This window comes from Pseudomonas sp. EU05-FHT14B02, assembly GCF_058791055.1.
Genome location: NZ_JBYTDD010000026.1, coordinates 82,175 through 104,441 on the forward strand (window position 1 = coordinate 82,175; position 22,267 = coordinate 104,441).

Here is a 22,267-nt window from a genome sequence, read left to right on the forward strand (position 1 = left end):
CGGCCATGAATACCTGGCGTCTCTTTTACTCTTCATCCTCATGCTGTAATTCGAACAGCAGCAACGAACGGCCAGTGACCGAGTACTCGTGGCCAAACTCAAAGCGCTCCTGGCCGCGGATCGACAGTTGGTTGGTGTCGATCATGCATGTCCAGAAACCGCCGTCAGGCACTTCAGGCAGCCGGAAATTGACGATGTCGTGATGTGCGTTGACCACCAGCATCAATGTCGCGTCGACGCCTTTGCGGCGAATGCCGGTTTCCTGGGCGCGGCCATCGAGCAGCATACCCAGGCATCGATTGTGCGCATCGTGCCAATGCTCGGTGGTCATTTCCGTACCGTCCGGCGCCAGCCAGGTCACATCCTTGACGCCGATGTCCTCGTTGTAATTACCCACCAGGAAACGCCCGCGGCGCAGGACCGGGTAGGTCAGGCGCAACTTGATCAGGCGTTTGACGAACTTGAGCAGGGTCTTGCCGTCGTCGCTGAGGTCCCAGTTGACCCAGCCGATCTCGCTGTCCTGGCAGTACGCATTGTTGTTGCCGTCCTGGGTGCGGGCGAACTCGTCGCCGGCCACCAGCATCGGCGTGCCTTGGGCCAGCAGCAGGGTGGCAAAGAAATTGCGCATCTGCCGATGGCGCAGCACGTTGATGTCGGGATCGTCGGTGGGGCCTTCGACGCCGTGGTTCCAGGACAGATTGTTGTTGCTGCCGTCTTGATTGTTTTCGTCGTTGGCTTCGTTGTGCTTGTCGTTGTACGACACCAGGTCGTTGAGGGTGAAACCGTCGTGGGCGGTGACGAAATTGACCGAAGAGTAAGGCCGTCGACCACGTTGGTTGAACATTTCGCCGGAAGCGGTCAGGCGGTTGGCAAAGTCCGCCAGTTGCCCGTCGTCGCCTTTCCAGAAGGCGCGCACGGTGTCGCGGAACTTGTCGTTCCACTCGACCCAGCCCGGCGGAAAATTGCCGACCTGATAACCGCCGGGGCCGCAGTCCCACGACTCGGCGATCAGTTTGACCTGGCGCAGCACCGGGTCCTGGCGGCAGGCCACCAGGAAACTGTGGCGTTCGTCGAAACCGTCGTGATAGCGCCCAAGGATGGTTGCGAGGTCGAAGCGAAAGCCGTCCACGTGCATTTCCGTGGCCCAGTAGCGCAAAGAGTCGGTGACCATTTGCAGCACGCACGGGTGGCTCAGGTCCAAGGTGTTGCCGGTGCCGGAATCGTTGATATAGAAGCGTTTTTCATCGGGCATCAGGCGGTAGTAGGAGGCATTGTCGATGCCGCGCATGGACAGTGTCGGGCCTTGTTCGTTGCCCTCGGCGGTGTGGTTGTAAACTACGTCGAGGATCACCTCCAGGTTGGCTTCGTGCAGGTGCGCGACCATTTCCTTGAATTCGGCAATCTTGCCACTGGCCAGGTACCGCGGGTCGGGGGCGAAGAACGCAATGCTGTTGTAGCCCCAATAGTTGGTCATGCCCTTGTGCAGCAAATGCTGGTCGTTGACGAACGCATGGATAGGCAACAGCTCCACGGTCGACACACCAAGTTTGCGGATATGCTCGACCACTTCATCGACCATCAACCCGGCAAAGGTGCCGCGTAAATTTTCGGGGACAGCAGGGTGACGCATGCTGAAGCCGCGCACATGGGTTTCATAGATGATCGTCCTGTCCCACGGCACGCTGACACGATGATCGTGACCCCAGGTGTGCGCCGGGTCGATGACCTTGCATTTGGGCACGAAGGGCGCGCTGTCCCGCTCATCGAAGCTGAGGTCGGCGTCAGGGTGGCCGATGGTGTAGCCGAACAGCGCTTCGGACCATTTCAACTTGCCCACCAGTTGTTTGGCGTAGGGGTCGATCAGCAGTTTGTTGGGGTTGAAGCGATGGCCGTTTGCCGGGTCGTACGGACCGTAGACGCGATAGCCATAAACCAACCCCGGATGGGCGTCGGGCAGGTAGCCGTGGTAAATCTCGTCGGTGTATTCGGGCAGTTCGATGCGTTCGAGTTCCACTTCGCCGGCGTCGTCGAACAGGCACAGTTCAACCTTGGTGGCGTGGGCGGAAAACAGGGCGAAGTTGACTCCCAGTCCATCCCAGGTAGCACCCAGCGGAAAGGGCAGGCCTTCGCGGATTCTTGTGGCTTCGGCACGAGGGGCTGGCGCGGCGGCTTTCTTCGGACTGGTCATAGGTACTCCTGTAAACGGGGGTTACCTGTAGGAGCGAGCTTGCTCCGGGCGGCGCTCCGACGAAAACGGTGTGTCAGGCAACATCAATGCTGGAAGTGATGGCCTCTTCGCAGGCTTGCCCGCGAAGGGGCCTCAAGACATATTCAAACCGTTGGCGGTTTTCGCGCAGCCCGGGGCTTTTTCGCGACGGCTTTTTCCCCCGGCGGGATTACCTTCGAAGCCGCCGCCGGTTTGGCCTTGGTTTTTGGCGCGGCGACCTTGGCATCACCAGCCTTGCCATTGGCCGTTTTGCTGACCGGGGTTTTCGGGGCAGCCTTGGTCGGTTTTTTCGGGGCCAGGGCTTCGGCTTCCGCCAGTTTGCACGCCATCTCCCAGTGGCGGGCTTCCTGGCCTTCGGGTTTTCCTTCGGATTCCCAGATCTGATAGGCAAATTCGCGGATGCGTTTTTCGTCGGTACTCATTGCAATGCTCCTGAACTGAACTCAAGTGTGGGTAGTTTGAATAATGAGATTGACCGGGAAATCCCCCAGCGCGGCGCTGATCAACAGCTCCCTGTGTTTTGTGACTGTGATGCCGGAAAAAAGTCCCTGCAGATGTTCGTCAGGGACGGCGAACGGCAGTTTGACCCGGGTTTCGCCCCACCGCGGCGCGTGAACCTGTGGTTCGGCACCGTTTTCCAGCAGATCGGCACAACGTATCGGCACAATCACAATGGCGCGTTTCCCCTCCCGTTCACGGACAAATCCCAGCACTCGGTGGGCCTCGCTGCCCACCACTTCCAGGGCCTGGTAGGTGCCACGCCGAAACAGCTCGGCATGCTCGGCGCGCAGGCTCAAGGTGCGCGCAATCAAGGTTTGCTTGATGCGTCCGTCACGCCAGTTCTGCAACAAGTCCGGCAGGTCCACCGCTTGCTGCAACGCTTGCTGGCGGCTGGCGTAATCCACGGGGCGACGGTTGTCCGGGTCGACCAGGCTGAAGTCCCAGAAATCGTTGCCCTGATACAAATCAGGCACGCCGGGCACGGTCATGCGCAGCAAGGTTTGCGCCAAACCATTGAGTGCGCCGGGGGCGGCAATCGAACGGGCAGCCTTGGCCAGGGCCGTACGCAACAGCTCACCTTCGGGGCTGAGCAACAGGCGCTGGATGAAGTCCTCTGTCGCTTGCTCGTAAGGGTCATTGGGCGCGCTCCAGCTGCTTTGCAGTTTGGCCTCGCGCAGGGCCTTGCGTTGCCACTGCCAGATACGTTTTGCGTAGTCCTCGAGGGACGGCGGATGATCGATCCCCAACTCCAGCGGCCAACTGCCGAGAATCGTCTGGTACAGAATCATTTCATCGCCCGACGATGGCATTTGATCGTCGTTGCGCAAGGGCCGGGCAAGGGCGCGCCACAGGCCGATCTGGTCGACGTACCAGCCGCTGCGCTCGCTCAATACCGCCAGCCGCGCTCGTGAATCTTCGCCGCGCTTGTGGTCGTGGGTGGCGCTGGCCAGCAGATTGTCCGGGAAGGTGTCGAGGCGCTCGATGCAGGCCTGATGAAAGTCCGCGGCTGGTGCGCTGAACTGTTCGGTGTTGAAGCCAACGTCATTGCGCGAGAGCAGGACGGCCGATCGATAGAGCGCGGTGTCTTCCACCGATTTCGCCGCCGCCGGCGAGGTCAGTTGCTGGAAACGTACGCAGGCGTGCTTCAGACGCTTGCGTTCGCGCCCGGCCGGTCGCGAGCGCCAGGGTTCACCGCCGAGCCAGCCGGCCAGGCAGTCGAGCACCGGCCAGTCCGCTTCGCCCAGGGTTTGGCGGGCACCGTCCATGGCCTGGCGGAAAAACGCGTCGTCCCGGGCTGAACGGCCAAGGGGGCCTATGTAGGTGCGGTACACCGGAAAATGCACGATCAGCGCCTGCAAGGCCCGGCGAATGGCGCCGAGGGTCAGGTCGCGGGTCATGAGGTTGTCGCGGGCCACTTGCAGCAGAGCCTGGGCGACGCTTTCGAAATCTCCGGCCAGGGAACCACCGAGGATTTGTTGACGGGCCAGTTGAGCTTCCTGGCGAAAGTCGGCGGGCCGTTCGCTGTGACGATGCCAGAGTTCGGCCAGTGCCTGTGCGCCCCGTGGATCCTGTTGCAACAGTGACAACTGGTTCATGAATTCGTAGCCGGTGGTGCCGTCCACCGACCAGTCACGATGCAGGGTTTCCCCTTCGCCGAGGATCTTTTCCACATAGATGGGCAGGTGGCGGCCCGCTGACAGCCTGTCGACCCGGCGGCGCAGTTTTCGGCAGTAACCCCGGGGGTCGGCGAGGCCGTCGATGTGGTCGATGCGCAACCCGTCGATCAGCCCTTGAGCCACCAATTGGAAGATCTTCGCGTGGGTGGCTTCGAACACGGCGGGACGCTCGACGCGCAGTCCGCCCAACTCATTGATATCGAAGAAGCGCCGCCAGTTGATGTCATCGGCGGCGGTGCGCCAACTGGCAAGGCGATAGCTCTGGCGTTCCAGCAGGTTGTGCAGACGCTGGAAGCCTTCGGCGGTCAGTGAGACGTAGTTGTTCAGGTGCTGCTCAATGGCTTGGGCAAGGGCCGGATCGCTGACCAGATCGCGAAGTTCTGCTTTCAATGGCTGGGCCAGGCTGTGGGCGTCGGTCTGGTAGCTCAGAGTGCTGAAGCGATCGGCCAGGTTTTTTAATTGTTCGGCCTGTTGCGTATCGAGCGGTGCATCGGTCCTGAGCAGTTCCCCGTAATCGCAGGGGCAAATGGGAAAGCGGTGTTCGTAGTGCTCGACATGGAAAGTGCCATGCCAGGCATCGAATCGCAGGGGCAGGGTGCCGTCCTGCAACGCGACGCCGTAGTCGCTGCCCAGAAACGGCAGGAGCAACTGGCCTTCCATCAACGGGTCGGATGAGTGCCACTGGATGTCGAAAAATTCTCCGTAAGGACTCAGGCGTCCCCACTCCAGCAAATCCAGCCACCAGGGATTGTCGTTGCCGCCGACCGCCATGTGGTTGGAGACAACGTCGAGGATCAGCCCCATGTTGTGCCCATGCAGGGCGCTGACCAGGCTGTTCAGCGCCGCTTCACCACCCAGTTCCGGATTGACCCTGGTCGGATCTACCACGTCGTAGCCATGCATCGACCCGGCACGGGCGCGCAACAGCGGGGAGGCATAGACATGGCTGATGCCGAGGCGGGCGAAATACGGCACCAGAGGCACCGCATCTTCGAGCGTGAAGCCTTTGTGAAATTGCAGGCGCAAGGTGGCGCGCAGTGGTCGGGTCGGCACTTGGGTCATCGATCACGCTCGGCCGCCTGGAGCCGCGCGCAGGCGAGCAGTTCCAGGCGTCGTGCGGCATCGGCTCCGTCGAGCAGGGCTTCGCTGTAACCGGGCAAGCGCCGCGACCAGTTGGGGTGGGTGGCGGTGGTGCCGGGCAGGTTGGCTTGCTGTTCGACGCCAAGGGCATCTTCCAGGGGCAGCAGCACCAAGGGTGCCCGGGTATGACCGAGGAAGCGCACGCTGGCATCGAGCACCTGGTCGGTTTCGTGGGACTCTTCGCGAAAGTTCTGCGGGTCCTGGCTCAACGCCCGGCGCAGGCCTTCGCGCTCGCGTTCGCGGTGCTGGCGCCATTCGATTTCACCGCTGGCATCGACCATGCCGAGCCGGGCATTCCAGTCGATATCGCGACCGTGCCACCAGCCGTTGAGGGTCGGCAGGTCATGGGTGCTGGTGGTGGCCAGCGCGTTGTCGGGCCAGTCGAGGATCGGCTTGAAGTGCGTGTTGTCCTGTTCGAACAGTAGTACCCGCATGCCCAGCATCGAACGGGCGATGAGTTTTTCTCGCAGGCCGTCCGGCACGGTGCCGAGGTCTTCGCCGAGGACGATGGCCTGGTGACGATGGGATTCCAGGGTCAGCAAACGCAGCAGATCGTCCACCGGGTAGTACAGGTAAGCGCCGTCGGCTGGCGGCGAACCGTTGGGGATTACCCACAGACGCTGCAAGCCCATGACGTGATCGATGCGCAAGCCGCCGCAGTGGGCGAAGTTGGCCCGCAACATTTCGATGAAGGCCCGGAAACCATTGCGCACCAGTCCTTCAGGGGAGAACGCGGAAATCCCCCAGCCCTGGCCGGTGCGGTTGAGAATATCCGGTGGCGCGCCGACGGTGAGGGACGCGAGCAGTTCGTCCTGACGGCTCCAGGCCTGGCTGCCGCCGCCATCGGCGCCAACGGCCAGGTCGGCGATCAGGCCGATACTCATGCCGCTGGCGCGGGCGGCGGTTTGCGCGCGCTCCAGGCAGCGAGTGATCAGCCACTGACAGAAGGCGAAGAAGCCGATGCGCCCGGCATTCTCTTCGGCGAATGCCGCCAGTTCGGCGCTGCGCGGGTTGCGCCAGGGTTCGGGCCACTGCCGCCAGTCGAGGTGTTCACCCCGGGCGGCGCGTGCCTCCTGGATGGCTTCGAAGCGGCAGTGGTTTTCCAACGCTTCGCCAGCGGCATGACGAAAGCTGCTGAAGTCCTCGTGCAAGGGGTGTTCACCCTGGACGAAACCTTCGTACAGCGACTGCAACAGCCGATGCTTGGCTTCGGCCGCGGCCGGCCAGTCAATCAGCGGACGCTCTTCCAGCGCCTTGAGTTCAATGGCCAGCCCGGTTGCATCGATGGCGGTACGCAGTGCGCGTTCGCCGAGAATGGTGCCGGGGGCGCAGTAAAGGCTGTTGAGAAACAAACGGCTGGACGGCGAATACGGGCTGTAGCGTTGGGTGTCACTGGAAAACATCGCATGCAGCGGGCTGATCGCCAGCGCCTCGGCACCACGCTCGCCGGCTACCCGGGCGAGGTCCTCCAGCGCCTGGGTGTCACCAAGCCCGCCGTCGCCGGGGCGGCGCAGTCCATACAACTGCACGCTCAGGCCCCAGGCTCGGGGGATCGGGTTGTCCACGGCATCGGCCACGCTGTAGCAACGGGCGGGGGCCACGGCGAGAGTGAAGCTTTGTCCGTCCATGCTGATCTGTTGATAGCCGACCGGCACCAGCCCCGGCAGCACCGCGTTGGCGTCCAGTTTCAGGTTGAGCCGCGAACCGTCCTCCAGGTGGATTTCGCAAGGGGTCCCGGGCTCGAAAAAGCGCGCCAGGTCCAGGCCCATCCCCGCATCGGCGGTGATCAATGGCGGCAAGTGATGGGTCTGTTGCGCCTCTTGCAGTTCCAGCAGGCTGGCGTCGATTTCCTGGGCACTGCCGGCCGGGTGGCCCAGGCCGGCCAGCACGTTGCGCAACACGGACGGCGCGACTTTTTGCGGGCGGCCGTTGGCGTCGATCCAGTCGACGGCGAGGCCGGCACGGCTGGCCAGGATTTCCAGTTGCGCATCACTCATGGACGCTCTCCAAACGAGGTAGCAAAGGGGACTGCGGCGGCGAGGCTGACGAGCGCGCAATACGGGGCAAGAGTGTTTGCAGCCGGCAGGACGGGGTTCTGTGGCGGGTATTCGAACAAGCGCATGGCATCGGTCTGTGAGGTATGGGCTACAGGCCTGGCGCTGAGGTTCAGGTCAATGCGCAGCTGGCTGCCATCGCCCAAGCGCCAGGATGCACTGACCGCGCCTTCGCCCAGCACATCGGTTCCCAGTGCCTGGACGCCTGGCAGGCGCGGGATGATGTGCCGGTGACGGATCTGCAACAGGCGGCAATACAGGTCGTGCATCTCGCAATGGCCGGTCGATGGCAGGACCGGGCGGGACGCTGCAAACGTCTGCGGATCATTCGGGTCCGGAATGTGTTCGCGCAGGATCGGGTCGGCAAAGGCGCTGAACGCCGCGAACTCGCTGCGCCGGCCGTCGCGAACCTGCTTGGCCAATTCACCATGATGGCTGGTGAAAAACAGGAAGGGCTGCTCGACCGCAAATTCGTCGCCCATGAACAGCAACGGAATCATCGGCGATAACAGCAGCAGCACCGTGGCGGCCCGCAGCGCTTGCGGGTGGGCGAGTTGATGCAGGCGCTCGCCGAAGGCCCGGTTGCCGATCTGGTCATGGTTCTGCAAAAACAGGATGAATGCACTGGGCGGCAGATGCCCGCTGGGTTCACCCCGCGCCACACCATGGCGGTTGAGATGGCCCTGAAACACGAAACCCTGGCTCAGGCAGCGCGCCAGTTGTTCGGTGGGGTTTTGCGCGTAATCGGCGTAATAGGCGTCGGCTTCCCCGGTCAGCAACACATGCAGAGCGTTGTGGCCGTCATCGTTCCACTGCGCGTCGTATCCCTGTTCGAGCAGGCTGGCCTGGTTGTGCTCGTTCTCCACCATCAACCACACATGCCGCGCCGGCCCCGTCTGCTGGCGCACCCGTCGTGCCAGTTCCTGGAGGAAATCCGGGTCTTCGATGGCGTGCACCGCGTCCAGGCGCAAACCGTCTAAACGATATTCCAGCAGCCACATCAAGGCGTTTTCAATGAAGAAGTCCCGTACTTCGCGACGGCGAAAGTCGATGGCCGCGCCCCACGGCGTGTGTTTGTCTTCGCAAAAAAAGCCCTTGGCATAACGATGCAGGTAATTGCCATCCGGGCCGAAGTGGTTGTAGACCACATCGAGAATCACCGCCAGGCCATGGCCGTGGGCGGTGTCGATCAAGTGCTTGAGTTGCTCGGGGGAGCCGTATGACGCCTGGGGCGCGTAGGGCAGGACGCCGTCATAGCCCCAATTGCGCTCACCGGGAAACTGCGCGATGGGCATCAGTTCGATCGCGGTGACACCCAGTTCGACCAGCCGCGCCAGATGCTGCTCGACGGCGCTGAAGCCGCCGAGCGCACCGACATGCAGTTCGTAGATCACCGCTTCGTTCCATGGCCGTCCCTGCCAGGCACTGTGTTGCCAGGCATAGACCAGCGGATCGACCACCACACTGTGCCGGTCGATATCGCCGGCCTGAGCGCGGGAGGCCGGGTCGGGCACTTCCAGTTCGCCGTCGATGCTGTAGCGGTAATGCGTGCCCGCCGCGCATCGGATGTTGCTCACGAACCAGCCGTCGGCCTGGGGCAGCAACGGCAAGGACTGTCCATTTTCCAGTTCGACACTGACGTAGAACGCATCTGGCGCCCACAACGCGAATCGCGTGTGCTCTGCGTCCAGCATGATTGCGCCGTGGGGCCAGGTCTCAAGGGTCCGTAACGGCATCTTGAAAGCCTCTTACTGTTTGTGCGATTTCCCCAATGCCTTCGCCACAAGCTGTTCGTAGAGCTCGGCGTAGGGTTCAACCGCCTTGCACCAGTTGAACGGTGCCGCCATGGCCCGGCAGCGCATGGCGTGCAGCAGGTCGGGAAAGGCGAACACCTTGAACGCGCGGCTCAGGGCGTCCTGGTAGCTTTGCACCGTGGATTCATCGAACAGGAATCCGGTCACGCCGTTTTCGATGGTGTCGGCCAGGCCACCGGTGTTGCGCGCCACCGGCAACGAACCGAATCGCTGGGCGTACATCTGGCTCAGGCCGCATGGCTCGTAACGCGAAGGCATCAGCAGGAAGTCGCTGCCGGCGAACATGCGCCGGGCGTCGGTTTCATTGAAGCCGATGCGTACGCCGATCTGCCCGGGGAAACGCAGGGCCAGTTCGCGCATCGACTGTTCCTCTTCCGGCTCGCCACGGCCGATGATCGCGATCTGGCCGCCGGACTTGACGATGTATTCGGAGACCGCTTCGGTCAGGTCCAGGCCTTTCTGGTAGACCAGGCGCGAAACCACGGCGAACAGCGGCCCTTGGGAATCTTCCAGACCGAACAGCTCGCGGACATGGGCGGCGTTCACCGCCTTGCCATCCCAGTCGCCGATGCTGAACGGGCAGAACAGGTGCGGATCGGTGGCCGCATCCCAGCTTTCATCGATGCCGTTGGGAATCCCGCTGAGCAGGCCTTGCTGGGTCTTGGCGGCGAGGAAACCGTCCAGGCCGCAGCCGAAATCCGGGGTGGTGATTTCCTGGGCGTAGGTCGCGCTGACGGTGGTGATGTGGCTCGAATAGGCCATGCCGGCCTTGAGGAACGACATCTTGCCGTAGAACTCCATGCCTTCCTGTTGCAGCGCGTGATGGGGAATGCCCAGTTCAGGGCACGAGCCCAGGCTGGTCACGCCTTGATACGCCAGGTTGTGAATGGTGAACAGCGTCGGCGTGCGCTGCCCACGCCAGTGCATGTAGGCCGGGGCCAGGCCGGCGGGCCAGTCGTGGGCGTGCACCAGGTCCGGGCACCAGTGGATTTGCGCGAGGTTGGCGGCAATATCGGCCGCCGCCAGGCCCAGGCGGGCGAAACGGATATGGTTGTCCGGCCAGTCGCGGCCGTTGTTGGCGCCATAGGGCGAACCTTCGCGCTCGTAGAGTTCGGGGCAGATCAGTACGTAAATGACCAGACCGTCGGGCATGTCCATGCGCCCGATCTTGCACGGTGGCAACGCAGCATGACCGCCCAGTTCGCCGATGATATGAATGGGGTTCTCGCTGTGCAGCACCTGCGTGTAACCGGGGATCAACACTCGTACATCGTGCAGGTGGGCCATGGCCCTTGGCAGCGCCGCGGAAACGTCGCCCAGACCACCGGTTTTCACCAGGTCGGCAATTTCAGAGGTGACGAACAAGACTTTTTTACGGTTGGGATTCTGGTTGGCTGCCGGGGTCAGCGTCCTGGTGCCGGAAACGCTGACAGATTGGGTGTTTGCGGCAGTTGCGGCGCTCGATTCGCCGATCTGATGAGCACGCTCTCCCTTTATTTCCAAAGCCGTACTGATCATATGAATCTCCCGTGTTGTTGATCTAATTCTCAGGTCTGGCAAACGGTGTTTCATGGCCAATTCCCGTGGCCGGCGCAAACGCGCTACGCATCAGTGAGCAAGCGCTGCCCAATGCGTCGACGCAAAAGGGTTGAATCAGCCGTTGCAAAGATTGCACCAGTCGCAACGCACCTTCTTGTCAGAGGACTGATCGGGATTGGAAAAAGTTTCGACTATTTTTCCATTTTGTGACCGACCGGTTTCGCCACGAGAAAATGAGTCTAGGCCAGAACTTAGAGCGGTAAAGGGCAGATGGCAAAATTGTTCGACAATCGGTTTGTAGCGGTACGGACGTGCCTGTTCGAGGTGCAAACGCCCCGACGAAGTGCATGTTTTTTTGCGTTTTAGCCTCAAAAAGTCACTGGGCAGTCATATAAATGTGCGACACGATTCATTAGTAGTGCACTGTTCTGGTGCGTTGGTGTGAGTCCCGCATTTGGCCGAACCGCTGCCTTACTGCCCACCTTGATGCCTTGGTATAGTTCGGGCCTCATTTTTGCCCGCAAAAGGATCATTGGCATGTCTCAATACAGCGCGTTCAACGTCGAGCTGGTCGATAAAATCGCCCACGTACAGATCAACCGCCCGGAGAAGATCAACTCGATGAACGCGGCGTTCTGGAGCGAGATCGTCGAGATCTTCCAGTGGATCGACGACACCGATGAAGTGCGCGTGGTAGTCCTCAGCGGGGCAGGCAAGCATTTCTCCTCGGGGATCGACCTGATGATGCTCGCCGGCGTGGCCAATGAGCTGGGCAAGGACGTCGGGCGCAACGCGCGCCTGTTGCGGCGCAAGATCCTCACCCTGCAAGCGTCGTTCAATGCAGTCGATAATTGCCGCAAACCGGTGCTTGCGGCCATTCAGGGTTACTGCCTGGGGGGCGCCATCGACCTGATCGCCGCGTGCGACATGCGTTATGCCGCCGAGGACGCACAGTTTTCGATCAAGGAAATCGACATCGGCATGGCCGCCGACGTTGGCACGCTGCAACGCTTGCCGCGGATCATCGGTGACGGCATGCTGCGCGAACTGGCTTACACTGGTCGCACCTTCGGCGCCGACGAAGCGCGGGGCATGGGCCTGGTCAATCGCGTCTACAGCGACAACGCCAGCCTGCTCGACGGCGTCATGGGCATTGCCCGCGAAATCGCCGGCAAGTCGCCGATCGCCGTCACTGGCACCAAAGAGATGATCAGCTACATGCGTGACCATCGCATCGATGACGGCCTCGAATACATCGCCACCTGGAACGCCGCCATGTTGCAATCCACCGATCTGCGCGTGGCCATGGCCGCCCATATGAGCAAACAGAAACCCGAATTTCTGGATTGATTAACCATGATTCCTCGCTGGACCACTGCAGTACTGGACACCGATCAACCTGGCGGCTGGGCCATCGCGCGCAGTCCTGAAGGCTTTCTGTTCGATGACAATGGCGCACTGTTCGCTCGCGAATGGCTCAAGCGCCAGGACCTGTCGATTCTTGCCGAGCATGGCATCGGTCAACTCGATGGCGAGCCGGTCTATCTGCTGGAGTTGCGCAGCCACAGCGAGGTGCCGGGCTGCAACTGGAAAGGCTTGCGGGCGTTCATGCTCGAAGGCGATCACACGCTCTACAAGGTACTCGGTTACGCCGCACAGATCGGCACCTGGGCTCGTGAACACCGCTATTGCGGTAACTGCGGTCAGGCCATGACCCAGGTGCCACGCGAACGGGCGATGTATTGTCAGCCGTGCGATCTGCGCAGCTACCCACGGATTTCGCCGAGCATGATCGTACTGGTGACCCGAGGCGATGAAGTGCTGTTGGCGCGCTCACCGCGTTTTGTCAGCGGTGTCTACAGCACCCTGGCCGGGTTTGCCGAGCCGGGCGAATCGGCCGAGGACTGCCTGATTCGCGAAGTTCGCGAAGAGGTGTGCATCGAGGTCAGGAACATCCAGTACATGGGCAGCCAGTGCTGGCCGTTCCCGCACTCGATGATGCTTGGCTTTCACGCCGAATATGCCGGTGGCGAGATCGTCTGTCAGGAAGACGAGATCGAGGATGCCCAGTGGTTCAACGTGCACGAGCTGCCGCCGTTGCCAGCGTCACGCTCGATTGCCCGTTACCTGATCGACGTCTACGTGGCGCGGCGTTTAGGCCACGCTGAACCAGTGCTGCCAGGCTAGGCGCACGGTCAGGCCCAGCACCACGGTGATGAACACCGGACGAATGAATTTCGCACCGCCGCTGATGGCGGTGCGGGCGCCGAAGAAGGCGCCGACCATCAACGACAAGCCCATGCACAGGCCGATGATCCAGTCCACCTGACCGGAAAAGATGAAGATCGACAGCGCCGCCGCGTTGCTGACGAAGTTCATGCTGCGTGCCACACCGCTGGCTTTCACCAGATCGATGGGGTAGAGCAGCAGGCTGCTCACCGTCCAGAACGCGCCCGTGCCGGGCCCCGCCACACCGTCATAGAAGCCGAGGCTGAAGCCTTGGGTCGACTGCCACTTTTTCTTGATCGGTGCTTCGCTGTCCAGTGGCGCTTTTGGCGTGCCGCCAAACAATAGATAGACACCGCAAGCGAAGACGATTACCGGCAGCATCTTGTTCAGCCATTCCGCCGGTAGGTAATGCGCGACCACGGCACCGGTCAGTGCACCGACCAGAGTGCCGACGATGGCATGAATCCATTGCGCGGGGTGGAACAGCTTGCGGCGATAGAAGGTGAAGCTGGCGATGGCCGAGCCGAAGGTCGAGCTGAGTTTGTTGGTGCCCAGCACCAGGTGTGGCGGCAGGCCAGCGGTCAACAAGGCCGGGGTGGTCAACAGCCCACCGCCACCGGCGATGGCGTCGATGAAACCGGCAACAAAAGCGACCAAGGCCAGGATGGCCAGGGTGGAGAGGTCAACGCTGAGTTCGAAAGGCATGGGATCGGCTTATTCGGCGGGTGCAGAAAGAGGCTGCGGGGAAGGGCAGCATCTTACTCATCTGTACAACACAAAACCAATGTGACAGCGAGCTTGCTCGCGATGGCGGTGTGACAGGCAACAGATCTGTTGAATGTACAACCGCTATCGCGAGCAAGCTCGCTCCCCCAGGGTTTAGTTACAAGCCAAGATCCGACAAACTCGGATGATCGTCAGGTCGACGACCCAGCGGCCAGTGGAACTTGCGCTCGCTTTCCTTGATCGGCATGTCGTTGATGCAGGCGAAGCGGCGGGCCATCAGGCCGTCCTCGTTGAACTCCCAGTTTTCGTTGCCGTAGGAGCGGAACCAGTTGCCCGAGTCGTCATGCCATTCATAGGCATAACGCACGGCAATTCGGTTGTCGGTGAACGCCCACAGCTCCTTGATCAACCGATAATCAAGCTCCTTGGCCCATTTGCGGGTCAGGAAGCCTTTGGCTTCTTCGCGGTTATAGGCGAACTCGGCGCGATTGCGCCACTTAGTGTCCAGGGTATAGGCCAGGGACACCCGCTCCGGGTCCCGGGAGTTCCAGCCGTCTTCGGCCAGGCGAACTTTTTCAATGGCCGATTCACGGGTGAAAGGGGGTAATGGCGGACGAACTTCGGCATTAGACATTTAAAGTCTCCGTATCAAGTTAAAGTTAAAACAACAGTCGAGCTTGATCAGGTTGCTACAGGTCCAATAACTTTCGCGCCATGCATTGCGCATTATCGGCGGCACTGTGATCACCCATGACAAGCGCCACGGTAATGGCACCGTCGATCAGGATCAGCAGCTGTTTGGCCAGCAGTTGCGGATCCTCGGCGCCATGTTCGGTACACAGCTCGCACACGTAGTCGAGCAGCTTCTGTTTATGCTCTTTGGCGAGCAGGCGCACCGGGTCTCGCGGGTCGCCGGTTTCGCCACTGGTGTTGATGAACGCGCAGCCTCGGAAACCTTCGGAGGCGAACCACGATTTGAGTACGGTAAACAGGTTGAGCAGTCGCTCGGCCGGGGTTTTTGCCTGGCCGACTGCGCCTCTGTACCAGTGCATCCAGCGCTGATCCCGGCGTTGCAGGGCGGCCACCACCAGTTCGTCCTTGTTGGCGAAGTAGCGGTAGATACTTTTTCTGGAGACGCCGGCGGTTTTCACCAGAAGATCCATGCCAGTGGCGGCTATGCCACTTTTGTAGATCAACTTTTCGGTGACATCCAGAATGATGTCGCGTGTGTCATTGCTAGTGGTTTCGTTCATGCTGCAAACAGTAGAACGATCGTTCTCCATGGTCAATCGATATTTTTCTAGTGCCTGATAAATGGTCTTCGCGAGCAGGCTCGCTCCTACATGGGAATGCATTCAGCCAGTGGGAGCGAGCTTGCTCGCGAAGGGGGCATTACAGACGGTAACAAGACCCGAACCTTTGCATGGTGTAAGCTCATGGGTTCTTCGGATTCGACCCATTGCGAGCCCTATGCCGTCGCTTTTCAAACGCTCCCTGCTGCCCAAGTTGCGCAGTTTTCCGCTGACGGCCGATGCCGTTGGCGTCCTTTGCGGCGCTGCCGAATTCCGTCGTTGCCTGCTGGAGAAAATCGCCAGCGCGACCCGGCGCATCTACATCGTTGCGCTGTACCTGCAACAGGATGAAGCCGGCCAGGAAATTCTCGATGCCTTGCACGCCGCCAAACTGGCGCGTCCGGAACTGGACGTGGTGGTCGTCGTCGACTGGCTGCGCGCCCAGCGCGGCCTGATCGGTGCCGGCAAGCAACCGGGCAATTCCGCCTGGTATCAGGAAATGACCCGCACCCATGCCAGCGAAGTGCCGATCTACGGCGTCCCGGTACAAACCCGCGAACTGTTCGGTGTGTTGCACCTTAAAGGCTTCGTGATCGATGACTGCGTGATCTACAGCGGTGCGAGCCTGAACAACGTCTATCTGCACAAGTTCGACAAGTACCGCTACGACCGCTATCACCTGCTGCACAATCGTGAACTGGCCGATTCGATGCAGCACCTGGTGCAGCACGGCCTGGTGGCTTCCAAAGCGGTGCACCGCCTCGACCTGCCAAACCTGCCGACCACCCGCAGCCTGCGCAATGACATCGGTGACCTGCGCAGCCGCCTCAAGCACGCGGCGTACGACACTACGCAGGGCACCACTGACAGGACAGGTTTGTCCGTCAGCCCGCTGCTTGGCGTCGGCAAGAACAATCCGCTGAACCGGGTGATCTGCGAGCTGATCGCCAGCGCCCAGCAGCAACTGACCATTTGCACACCGTACTTCAACCTGCCGCTGGCGATCATCCGAGAGATCAACCGCGCCCTGGCCCGCGGGGTGAAGATCGACATTGTGGTCGGCGACAAGACGGCCAACGACTTCTACATTCCGCCGAGCGAACCATTCCGGGTCATTTCGGCGCTGCCGTACCTGTACGAAATCAGCTTGCGCCGGTTTGCCAAGCGTCATCAGCGCAACATCGACAGCGGGCAGTTGAACCTGCATCTGTGGCGTGACGGTGACAACACCTACCACCTCAAGGGCATGTGGATCGACCGGCGCTATACCTTGCTGACCGGTAACAACCTCAACCCGCGGGCGTTTCGACTCGATCTGGAAAACGCCTTGTTGCTCGATGATCCCCATGGCGAACTGCTGGAACCGCGTGGCAAAGAGTTGGCGGAAATCTTCCAGCACACCCGGCGAATCGAGCACTTCCAAGACCTGGAAACCCTGGCGGAATATCCGGCGGGCGTGGCCAAGTTCCTCAAGCGCGTGAGTCGTGTGCGGATCGAACGGTTGCTCTACCGCATTCTGTGAATTCAGAAAAGCTACCGCGAGCAAGCTCGCTCCCACAGGAATCCGGGTGTTCACAGCATTTGTGAACAACGCAGATCCAGTGTGGGAGCGAGCTTGCTCGCGATAGCGGTGGATCAATCAACAGGGATACTGTTTCAGCTAATATGCCCCCCACTCAAACAAGAACAGGGCTTGCCGCGACCCATGTCGGAAAAAGACACCATCTCCATTCAACTGGTGCGTGAAGCACTGTTGCAAAGCTGCGCGCCAGGAATCGCCACGGATGAGGTGTTGATCAAGGTCGGCATCGACCCGCAACTGTTGGGCAGCAGCGACGCCCGCGTTCCGGCCACGGCTTATGCGCGGCTGTGGCGGTTGCTGGCACGGCGCGGGGATGATGAGTTCTTTGGCATGGACCCACGCAAACTCAAATCCGGCAGCTTTGCGTTCCTGTGTCGCAGCGCCATGCTCCAGCCCAACGTGGCGGCGGGAGTGGCCTGCGGCCTGGCGTTTCTGTCGTTGATCCTCGAATACTTGCCGGCGCAGTTGGTACGTCAGCAAAGCCTGGCGGAAATCGTCCTGCTGGAGGACGACAAGGACCCGCGCCGGGCCTTCACTTATTTCACTTACTGGATGATCGTGCACGGCGTTGCCTGCTGGCTGGCAGGACGGCGGATTCCGATCCTTGCCATCGAACTGCGCTGTTCCAGGCCGGATTTCTGCGATGACTATCAGGTGATGTTTTCCGAGAACCTGCGCTTCGACCGCCCACGCACCCGGATGATTTTCTCCGCCGATTGCCTGGACCTGCCCATCAAGCGCAGCCCTGAAGAGCTCGAGCGATTCCTGGCCCGTGCGCCGGCGAACATTCTGGTGAAGTACCGCGATCCGCAGAGCCTGGCCAGCCGCATCAAACACGACCTGCGCCACCTGCCGGCCGAACACTGGCCGGAAACCGAAGCCCTGGCGCAACGCCTGTGCATATCGGCTTCAACTTTGCGCCGCCGACTGGCCGAAGAAGGGCAAACCTATCAAGGCCTCAAGGACGGCGTGCGCAAGGAGTTGGCGATTGTCTGGCTCGCAGAACCCATGATCAGCTTCAGCGAGATCGCCACGCGGCTCGGTTTCGCTGACGTCAGTTCGTTCTACAAGGCGTTTCGCAAATGGTCGGGGTCAAATCCGGGGCATTACCGCAGCCTGATTCTCAATGACACCGAGTGAATTTCGCAGCGCAACAGCCATTTCATCCAAGGCGTTTAACGGCTGCCAGTGGTTGGTTCAGGCAGATTGAGCGTGCCACTGTCCACGAAGCGCTTCGTGTTGAACACCCCACCCGAGAGCTTGCCGCGCAGGACATAAGGCATGTTGTTGAGGGTTTCCATCTGGCTGATGCCATAGGTCTGGCGGATCACCGAAAACGCCGAAACGCTGACCGGTACGCTGACGATGGTGTCGGAAAAGCGCCCGATCGTACCCCTCTCATCGGTGACGCCAGAGGCGAAGGGCTGGCCGTTGATGTCCAGGTCCAGGGCAACGCCGCTGTAGGTGAGGGTGTAGTCATTGGGGTTCTGCACGCGGATTCTCACGGCAAAGCGCACTTCCATGCCTTCGCCTTGCAGGGGTAGGACATCCACGACGTTGATTTTCAACGGGTCTCGATTGGGCAGCGAGGAACAGGCGCTCAGACAGAGCAGGAGGGAAACCAGGACCGCGTTGAGGCTGCGCATCGACGTGCTCTCATCTGAAAAAAGGCTGAACCACCAGCGGCTCAGCCCTTGAGCCCGTCTAGTGGTTCGACTGTGCAACCACCGCAGCCTTGGCGGGTTCATCCCTGGCGGTCACATCGGGGTTCTGCATCACCTGAAGCACGGAGGCTTCCGGATCGAATTCGTCCTCCTCCAGCTCGATGAACTCCTCGGGCAGGAAGATATTAAGAACGATAGCGCACAGCGCGCCGACGGTGATGGGCGATTCGAAAATGTTGTGCAGGGCCTTGGGCAGTTCACGCAAGACTTCCGGCACAGCGGCCACGCCCAGGCCCATGCCGATGGAAATCGCCACGATCAGCATGTTGCGCCGATGCAGACCGGCTTCGGCGAGAATCTTGATCCCGGCCACGGCGACGGTGCCGAACATCACCAGTTCCGCGCCACCGAGCACGGGTTTCGGCATCAGTTGCAGTACCGCGCCGATCATCGGGAACAGGCCAAGCACCACCAGCAATCCGGCAATGAAAAACGCCACGTAGCGGCTGGCCACGCCGGTGAGCTGAATCACCCCGTTGTTCTGGGCGAAGGTCACCATCGGCATGCTATTGAACACCGCGGCCATGGCCGAGTTGAGGCCATCGGCGAGCAGGCCGGACTTGATCCGGCGAATGTACAGCGGGCCTTTGACCGGTTGCCGGGAGATCATCGAGTTGGCGGTGAGGTCACCGGCGGCCTCCAACGGCGACACGAGGAAAATCACCGCCACCGGAATGAACGCCACCCAATCGAAGGAGAACCCGTACTTGAACGGCACCGGTACGCTCATCAGCGGCACTTCGGGCAGGCTGTTGAAATCCACCTGGCCCATGAGCCATGCCACCCCGTAGCCCAGGGTCAGGCCGATGACAATCGCCCCCAGGCGTAGAAACGGCACATCCACCCGGTTCAACACCACGATGGTTCCCAGCACCAGCGCCGCCAGGGCCAGGTGGCTGGCCGCGCCCAGATCCGGGGCGCCGAAGCCGCCGGCGATGTCGGTCATCGCCACCTTGATCAGCGACAAACCCATCAGCGTGATGATGGTGCCTGTCACCACCGGGGTGATCAGCATGCGCAATTTGCCGATGAACTGGCTCAACACCACCTCGATGAATGCGGCAAAAAAGCACACACCGAAGATGGTCGAGAGAATCTCATCGGTACTGCCACCACGAGCCTTGACCATGAAGCCGGCGCTGAGAATCACACTGATGAACGAGAAACTGGTGCCTTGCAGGCACAACAGGCCAGAGCCCACCGGGCCGAAGCGCCGCGCCTGCACGAAGGTGCCCAGGCCGGAAACGAACAGCGCCATGCTGATCAGGTAAGGAATTTCGCTTTGCAGGCCCAGGGCGCTGCCCATGATCAGGGTTGGGGTGATGATGCCGACGAAACTTGCCAGCACGTGCTGCAGGGCGGCAAAGACGGTAGCGGTCAGATGCGGGCGGTCATCGAGGCCGTAGATCAGGTCGCTGTGGCGTGGAGCGGGGGCTTTTTCGGAGGCGGTCATGGTGGTTTGCGTGCCAGAAGGCGGGCCGGGTCAGAAAATGGAGGCGCAGGATGCCAGAACCGCCCGGCCACGGCAAAAGAACCTCCAAAACAGCGACTTACAGTCGTGGGGCGAGCACTTCGCCAACGCTGCGGCGTTTGGCGTGCAGTTCGCTGGCCTGGATCAACTGTTCGAGGTCTTCGGGGGTCACGTCATAGAACGCTTCCATGTCGGCCAACGCCAGTTTCAGGTCTTCGGCAGTGATGGCCTGACGGTCGACTGGCGGGTGATCGGCAGGAATCCTGGCGACGGACTCGCTTGCGCTCTTGGGGTAACGGACGCGGGTCAGGTTGTTGTAGGTCAGGGCGCACAGCAACATCGTCGCCGCGCTGAGCATCACCGGTCCAATGGCTTGCCAGTCCATGGCAATGGTTGCCGGATCGGCCAGCACCAGGGTCAGGGCCAACGCACCGGCCGGTGGATGCAGGCACCGCAGCCAGCACATCAGGATCAACGCCATGCCCGCCGCCAGGCAAGCGCTACCCAGGGTCCGGCCCAACACATGGGCCACCAGCAGGGCAATCACACCGGCGCTCAAGTAACCACCGAGAATCGACCAGGGCTGGGCGAGCGCGCCCGACGACACGGCAAACAACAGCACCGCCGACGCCCCCAGCGGGCCGATCAGGTGCTGGGCCACCTCAATGCCGAACACCTGGCTACAGAGCCACACGCTCATCAGTGTCCCCAGGGCCATGCCGATGGCGGCGCGGCTCCATTCGGTGGGGCGGGTGTTGATGGCGGCGGGCAACCAGCGAGCAAGCATTTCGAAAAGACTCCGGCAGAAAATCCAGGCAAAAAAAAGGGCTTGGCTGGGGAACCCAGAAAGCCCTTGAAGTTGTTCCAACTGTTGGGGGAGGAACGCGCACAGTGTGCCGTCCAATCCTGCTTCTGACAAATTCATATTAATGAGCTTTCAGTGCATTAATTTTGCTGTAATTTGCTCCGTCGACCGCTTGTGTAGCACAGCAAACCGCCCAGGGCCGCGAGTGCGCTCAAGGCATAAAACATCGTCGGCGCCGGGGTGTGCATCAGCATGAAGCCGCAAATCACCGGGCTCAACGCACCGCCAAGGGCAGCAAGGTTTTGCGCGCCGTAGTAGCTGCCCCGCAGTTCTTCCGGTGCCAGGGTGTCGACGAAGAGAAACTCGGCCGGGTAAATGATGATTTCACCGAGGGTGAAGATGAACATCGCCACGCACCAGCTCACCAGGCTGTCCGCCAGGCTGAAACCGATCAGCCCGAGGATGAACAGGCCGGTGCCGGCCACGATCCACTGACGCAGTTGCTCGCGCTTGAGAAAACGCCCGATCTGGTATTGCAGCAAGATCACACTGATGGCGTTGCAGGCGAGCAGGGCGGCCATGATTTCCATGGTGTGTTGGGGATTGCTGGTCACCAGCAGGTACTGCGACAGGTAAAAGGTAAATCGTCCGTGCACCACGGTGCTGAGCAGGCAGCCGGCGGTGAACAGGATCAGGGTGCGGTCGTTTTTCAGGGTGATCAGGGTTTTGAGGAAACTCTGCCCCTGGCCGCCGACAGGCGAGCGCGCCGGGTCCTTCGTGATCCCGGTCATCAGGAAAATACTGAAAAAAGCGATGGCCGCAGCAATCAGGAAGGGGGCACTGGTAAAAGCCCCGGCAATCAGCACACCGAGCATCGGCCCGACAGCGTAGCCAATGTTGGTCAGCGTATAGCTCAGGGAAAACGCCTTGGCGCGTTGACCCACCGGGAGGTTGTCGCTGAGGATCGCTTTCGAACCGATGAGGAACAGCGATGAAGCGGTTTCGGTGACGATCAGGGTGATGGTCGTCAGGTAGAGGTTTTCAGCAAAGGTCAGCAACACCAGGCCGACAGCGCTGGACGCCATCGAGAGAATCAACAACCGGCGCTTTTCGAAGCGATCGATGATGTAGCCGCCATACAGGGAGAGCAGGGTGGCGACGAACACCGCAATGCCGAGCAGCAAGCCAACGTCCTGCTGGTTGAGACCCAGCTTGTCGCTGACGAACAGCGTGAGCAAAGGGCTGGTGATGGCGCGGCTGACGACGATGGTCAGCGAGCAGATCAACAGGCGGCGGATGAGGGGGGAGTAGCTGGTCACGGCGCGAATATCCTTATTCAATCGGGCCGGCATCAGCCCGATCGTGAGCGCTACTCTAGCAGTCAGACACGCGGTCGTTGCTATGGGATTTGCTTGAGGTGCCGCAGCACAAAATCATTCTTGTCGAACCGCCCGCCCAGCACTGGCGGCAATGCACCGACGGCCGTG

17 protein-coding genes are annotated in these 22,267 nt (G+C 61.1%); 4 read left to right on the forward strand and 13 right to left on the reverse strand.

Going from position 1 to position 22,267, the window contains the following annotated elements; genetic code table 11:
- Nucleotides 1-25 precede the first annotated feature (25 nt).
- From glgX to glgA, 6 genes are all read right to left on the reverse strand, one after another.
- Nucleotides 26-2,188 (reverse strand): glycogen debranching protein GlgX, encoded by a 2,163-nt coding sequence (gene glgX / locus AC3WTM_RS22135; RefSeq protein ID WP_102670917.1) that lies wholly within the window; start codon nucleotides 2,186-2,188, stop codon nucleotides 26-28.
- A gap of 143 nt (nucleotides 2,189-2,331) precedes the next feature.
- Entirely contained in the window at nucleotides 2,332-2,649 is a 318-nt protein-coding gene (locus AC3WTM_RS22140; protein ID WP_102670916.1) for a DUF2934 domain-containing protein, read from the reverse strand.
- A 21-nt stretch (nucleotides 2,650-2,670) separates the two neighbouring features.
- Nucleotides 2,671-5,466 carry a malto-oligosyltrehalose synthase gene (locus AC3WTM_RS22145; RefSeq protein WP_102670915.1) on the reverse strand — a complete coding sequence of 932 codons (2,796 nt, stop codon included), beginning with the start codon at nucleotides 5,464-5,466 and terminating at the stop codon, nucleotides 2,671-2,673.
- On the reverse strand, nucleotides 5,463-7,541 hold the full coding sequence (malQ, locus tag AC3WTM_RS22150; protein WP_102670914.1) for a 4-alpha-glucanotransferase: 2,079 nt from the start codon (nucleotides 7,539-7,541) through the stop codon (nucleotides 5,463-5,465). Before malQ ends, AC3WTM_RS22145 begins: the two co-directional genes overlap by 4 nt.
- Nucleotides 7,538-9,334 carry a malto-oligosyltrehalose trehalohydrolase gene (gene treZ, locus AC3WTM_RS22155; protein WP_102670913.1) on the reverse strand — a complete coding sequence of 599 codons (1,797 nt, stop codon included), beginning with the start codon at nucleotides 9,332-9,334 and terminating at the stop codon, nucleotides 7,538-7,540. The genes malQ and treZ overlap by 4 nt, the downstream gene beginning before the upstream one ends.
- 12 nt (nucleotides 9,335-9,346) lie before the next feature.
- A complete protein-coding gene (glgA, locus tag AC3WTM_RS22160; protein WP_102670912.1) occupies nucleotides 9,347-10,930 on the reverse strand; it encodes a glycogen synthase GlgA in 1,584 nt (527 codons plus the stop codon).
- 558 nt (nucleotides 10,931-11,488) lie between these two features.
- Here glgA and AC3WTM_RS22165 point away from each other — a divergent pair.
- Nucleotides 11,489-12,301 (forward strand): crotonase/enoyl-CoA hydratase family protein, encoded by an 813-nt coding sequence (locus tag AC3WTM_RS22165; RefSeq protein WP_102670911.1) that lies wholly within the window; start codon nucleotides 11,489-11,491, stop codon nucleotides 12,299-12,301.
- 6 nt (nucleotides 12,302-12,307) lie between these two features.
- Complete coding sequence (nudC, locus tag AC3WTM_RS22170; protein ID WP_102670910.1) at nucleotides 12,308-13,138, forward strand: NAD(+) diphosphatase; 831 nt, start codon at nucleotides 12,308-12,310, stop codon at nucleotides 13,136-13,138.
- On the opposite strand, the gene AC3WTM_RS22175 is transcribed toward nudC, so the two are convergent.
- The 3 genes from AC3WTM_RS22175 to AC3WTM_RS22185 form a co-directional block, all read right to left on the reverse strand.
- Complete coding sequence (locus tag AC3WTM_RS22175; protein WP_057714950.1) at nucleotides 13,106-13,885, reverse strand: TSUP family transporter; 780 nt, start codon at nucleotides 13,883-13,885, stop codon at nucleotides 13,106-13,108. The two genes, nudC and AC3WTM_RS22175, sit on opposite strands and share 33 nt — an antisense overlap.
- 178 nt (nucleotides 13,886-14,063) lie before the next feature.
- A complete protein-coding gene (locus AC3WTM_RS22180; protein WP_020799197.1) occupies nucleotides 14,064-14,540 on the reverse strand; it encodes a nuclear transport factor 2 family protein in 477 nt (158 codons plus the stop codon).
- Nucleotides 14,541-14,595: 55 nt separating this feature from the next.
- Nucleotides 14,596-15,159 (reverse strand): TetR/AcrR family transcriptional regulator, encoded by a 564-nt coding sequence (locus AC3WTM_RS22185; RefSeq protein ID WP_102670908.1) that lies wholly within the window; start codon nucleotides 15,157-15,159, stop codon nucleotides 14,596-14,598.
- Between the two features lie 217 nt (nucleotides 15,160-15,376).
- On the opposite strand from AC3WTM_RS22185, the gene pssA reads away from it, so the two are divergent.
- Nucleotides 15,377-16,720 (forward strand): CDP-diacylglycerol--serine O-phosphatidyltransferase, encoded by a 1,344-nt coding sequence (gene pssA, locus AC3WTM_RS22190; protein WP_102670907.1) that lies wholly within the window; start codon nucleotides 15,377-15,379, stop codon nucleotides 16,718-16,720.
- Between the two features lie 183 nt (nucleotides 16,721-16,903).
- The gene (locus AC3WTM_RS22195; RefSeq protein WP_102670906.1) at nucleotides 16,904-17,920 is read left to right on the forward strand and encodes an AraC family transcriptional regulator; all 1,017 of its coding nucleotides are present in this window, start codon (nucleotides 16,904-16,906) and stop codon (nucleotides 17,918-17,920) included.
- Nucleotides 17,921-17,955: 35 nt separating this feature from the next.
- Here the strand turns inward: AC3WTM_RS22195 and AC3WTM_RS22200 are convergent, their stop codons facing one another.
- The 4 genes from AC3WTM_RS22200 to AC3WTM_RS22215 form a co-directional block, all read right to left on the reverse strand.
- Nucleotides 17,956-18,426, reverse strand: coding sequence for an LEA/WHy family protein (locus AC3WTM_RS22200; protein ID WP_102670905.1), 471 nt, complete (start codon nucleotides 18,424-18,426; stop codon nucleotides 17,956-17,958).
- Nucleotides 18,427-18,484: 58 nt separating this feature from the next.
- Nucleotides 18,485-19,957: a nucleobase:cation symporter-2 family protein gene (locus AC3WTM_RS22205; RefSeq protein WP_102670904.1), complete on the reverse strand. Its 1,473-nt coding sequence runs from the start codon at nucleotides 19,955-19,957 to the stop codon at nucleotides 18,485-18,487.
- 97 nt (nucleotides 19,958-20,054) lie between these two features.
- Nucleotides 20,055-20,762 carry an HPP family protein gene (locus AC3WTM_RS22210; RefSeq protein ID WP_102670903.1) on the reverse strand — a complete coding sequence of 236 codons (708 nt, stop codon included), beginning with the start codon at nucleotides 20,760-20,762 and terminating at the stop codon, nucleotides 20,055-20,057.
- A gap of 158 nt (nucleotides 20,763-20,920) precedes the next feature.
- Complete coding sequence (locus AC3WTM_RS22215) at nucleotides 20,921-22,132, reverse strand: MFS transporter (RefSeq protein WP_219736551.1); 1,212 nt, start codon at nucleotides 22,130-22,132, stop codon at nucleotides 20,921-20,923.
- Between the last annotated feature and the right edge of the window lie 135 nt (nucleotides 22,133-22,267).

Bases quoted from the DNA above. Each gene is read 5' to 3' on its own strand.
- glgX (WP_102670917.1), bottom strand. From the start codon at position 2,188: ATGACCAGTCCGAAGAAAGCCGCCGCGCCAGCCCCTCGTGCCGAAGCC.
- AC3WTM_RS22140 (WP_102670916.1), bottom strand. From the start codon at position 2,649: ATGAGTACCGACGAAAAACGCATCCGCGAATTTGCCTATCAGATCTGG.
- AC3WTM_RS22145 (WP_102670915.1), bottom strand. From the start codon at position 5,466: ATGACCCAAGTGCCGACCCGACCACTGCGCGCCACCTTGCGCCTGCAA.
- malQ (WP_102670914.1), bottom strand. From the start codon at position 7,541: ATGAGTGATGCGCAACTGGAAATCCTGGCCAGCCGTGCCGGCCTCGCC.
- treZ (WP_102670913.1), bottom strand. From the start codon at position 9,334: ATGCCGTTACGGACCCTTGAGACCTGGCCCCACGGCGCAATCATGCTG.
- glgA (WP_102670912.1), bottom strand. From the start codon at position 10,930: ATGATCAGTACGGCTTTGGAAATAAAGGGAGAGCGTGCTCATCAGATC.
- AC3WTM_RS22165 (WP_102670911.1), top strand. From the start codon at position 11,489: ATGTCTCAATACAGCGCGTTCAACGTCGAGCTGGTCGATAAAATCGCC.
- nudC (WP_102670910.1), top strand. From the start codon at position 12,308: ATGATTCCTCGCTGGACCACTGCAGTACTGGACACCGATCAACCTGGC.
- AC3WTM_RS22175 (WP_057714950.1), bottom strand. From the start codon at position 13,885: ATGCCTTTCGAACTCAGCGTTGACCTCTCCACCCTGGCCATCCTGGCC.
- AC3WTM_RS22180 (WP_020799197.1), bottom strand. From the start codon at position 14,540: ATGTCTAATGCCGAAGTTCGTCCGCCATTACCCCCTTTCACCCGTGAA.
- AC3WTM_RS22185 (WP_102670908.1), bottom strand. From the start codon at position 15,159: ATGAACGAAACCACTAGCAATGACACACGCGACATCATTCTGGATGTC.
- pssA (WP_102670907.1), top strand. From the start codon at position 15,377: ATGCCGTCGCTTTTCAAACGCTCCCTGCTGCCCAAGTTGCGCAGTTTT.
- AC3WTM_RS22195 (WP_102670906.1), top strand. From the start codon at position 16,904: ATGTCGGAAAAAGACACCATCTCCATTCAACTGGTGCGTGAAGCACTG.
- AC3WTM_RS22200 (WP_102670905.1), bottom strand. From the start codon at position 18,426: ATGCGCAGCCTCAACGCGGTCCTGGTTTCCCTCCTGCTCTGTCTGAGC.
- AC3WTM_RS22205 (WP_102670904.1), bottom strand. From the start codon at position 19,957: ATGACCGCCTCCGAAAAAGCCCCCGCTCCACGCCACAGCGACCTGATC.
- AC3WTM_RS22210 (WP_102670903.1), bottom strand. From the start codon at position 20,762: ATGCTTGCTCGCTGGTTGCCCGCCGCCATCAACACCCGCCCCACCGAA.
- AC3WTM_RS22215 (WP_219736551.1), bottom strand. From the start codon at position 22,132: ATGCCGGCCCGATTGAATAAGGATATTCGCGCCGTGACCAGCTACTCC.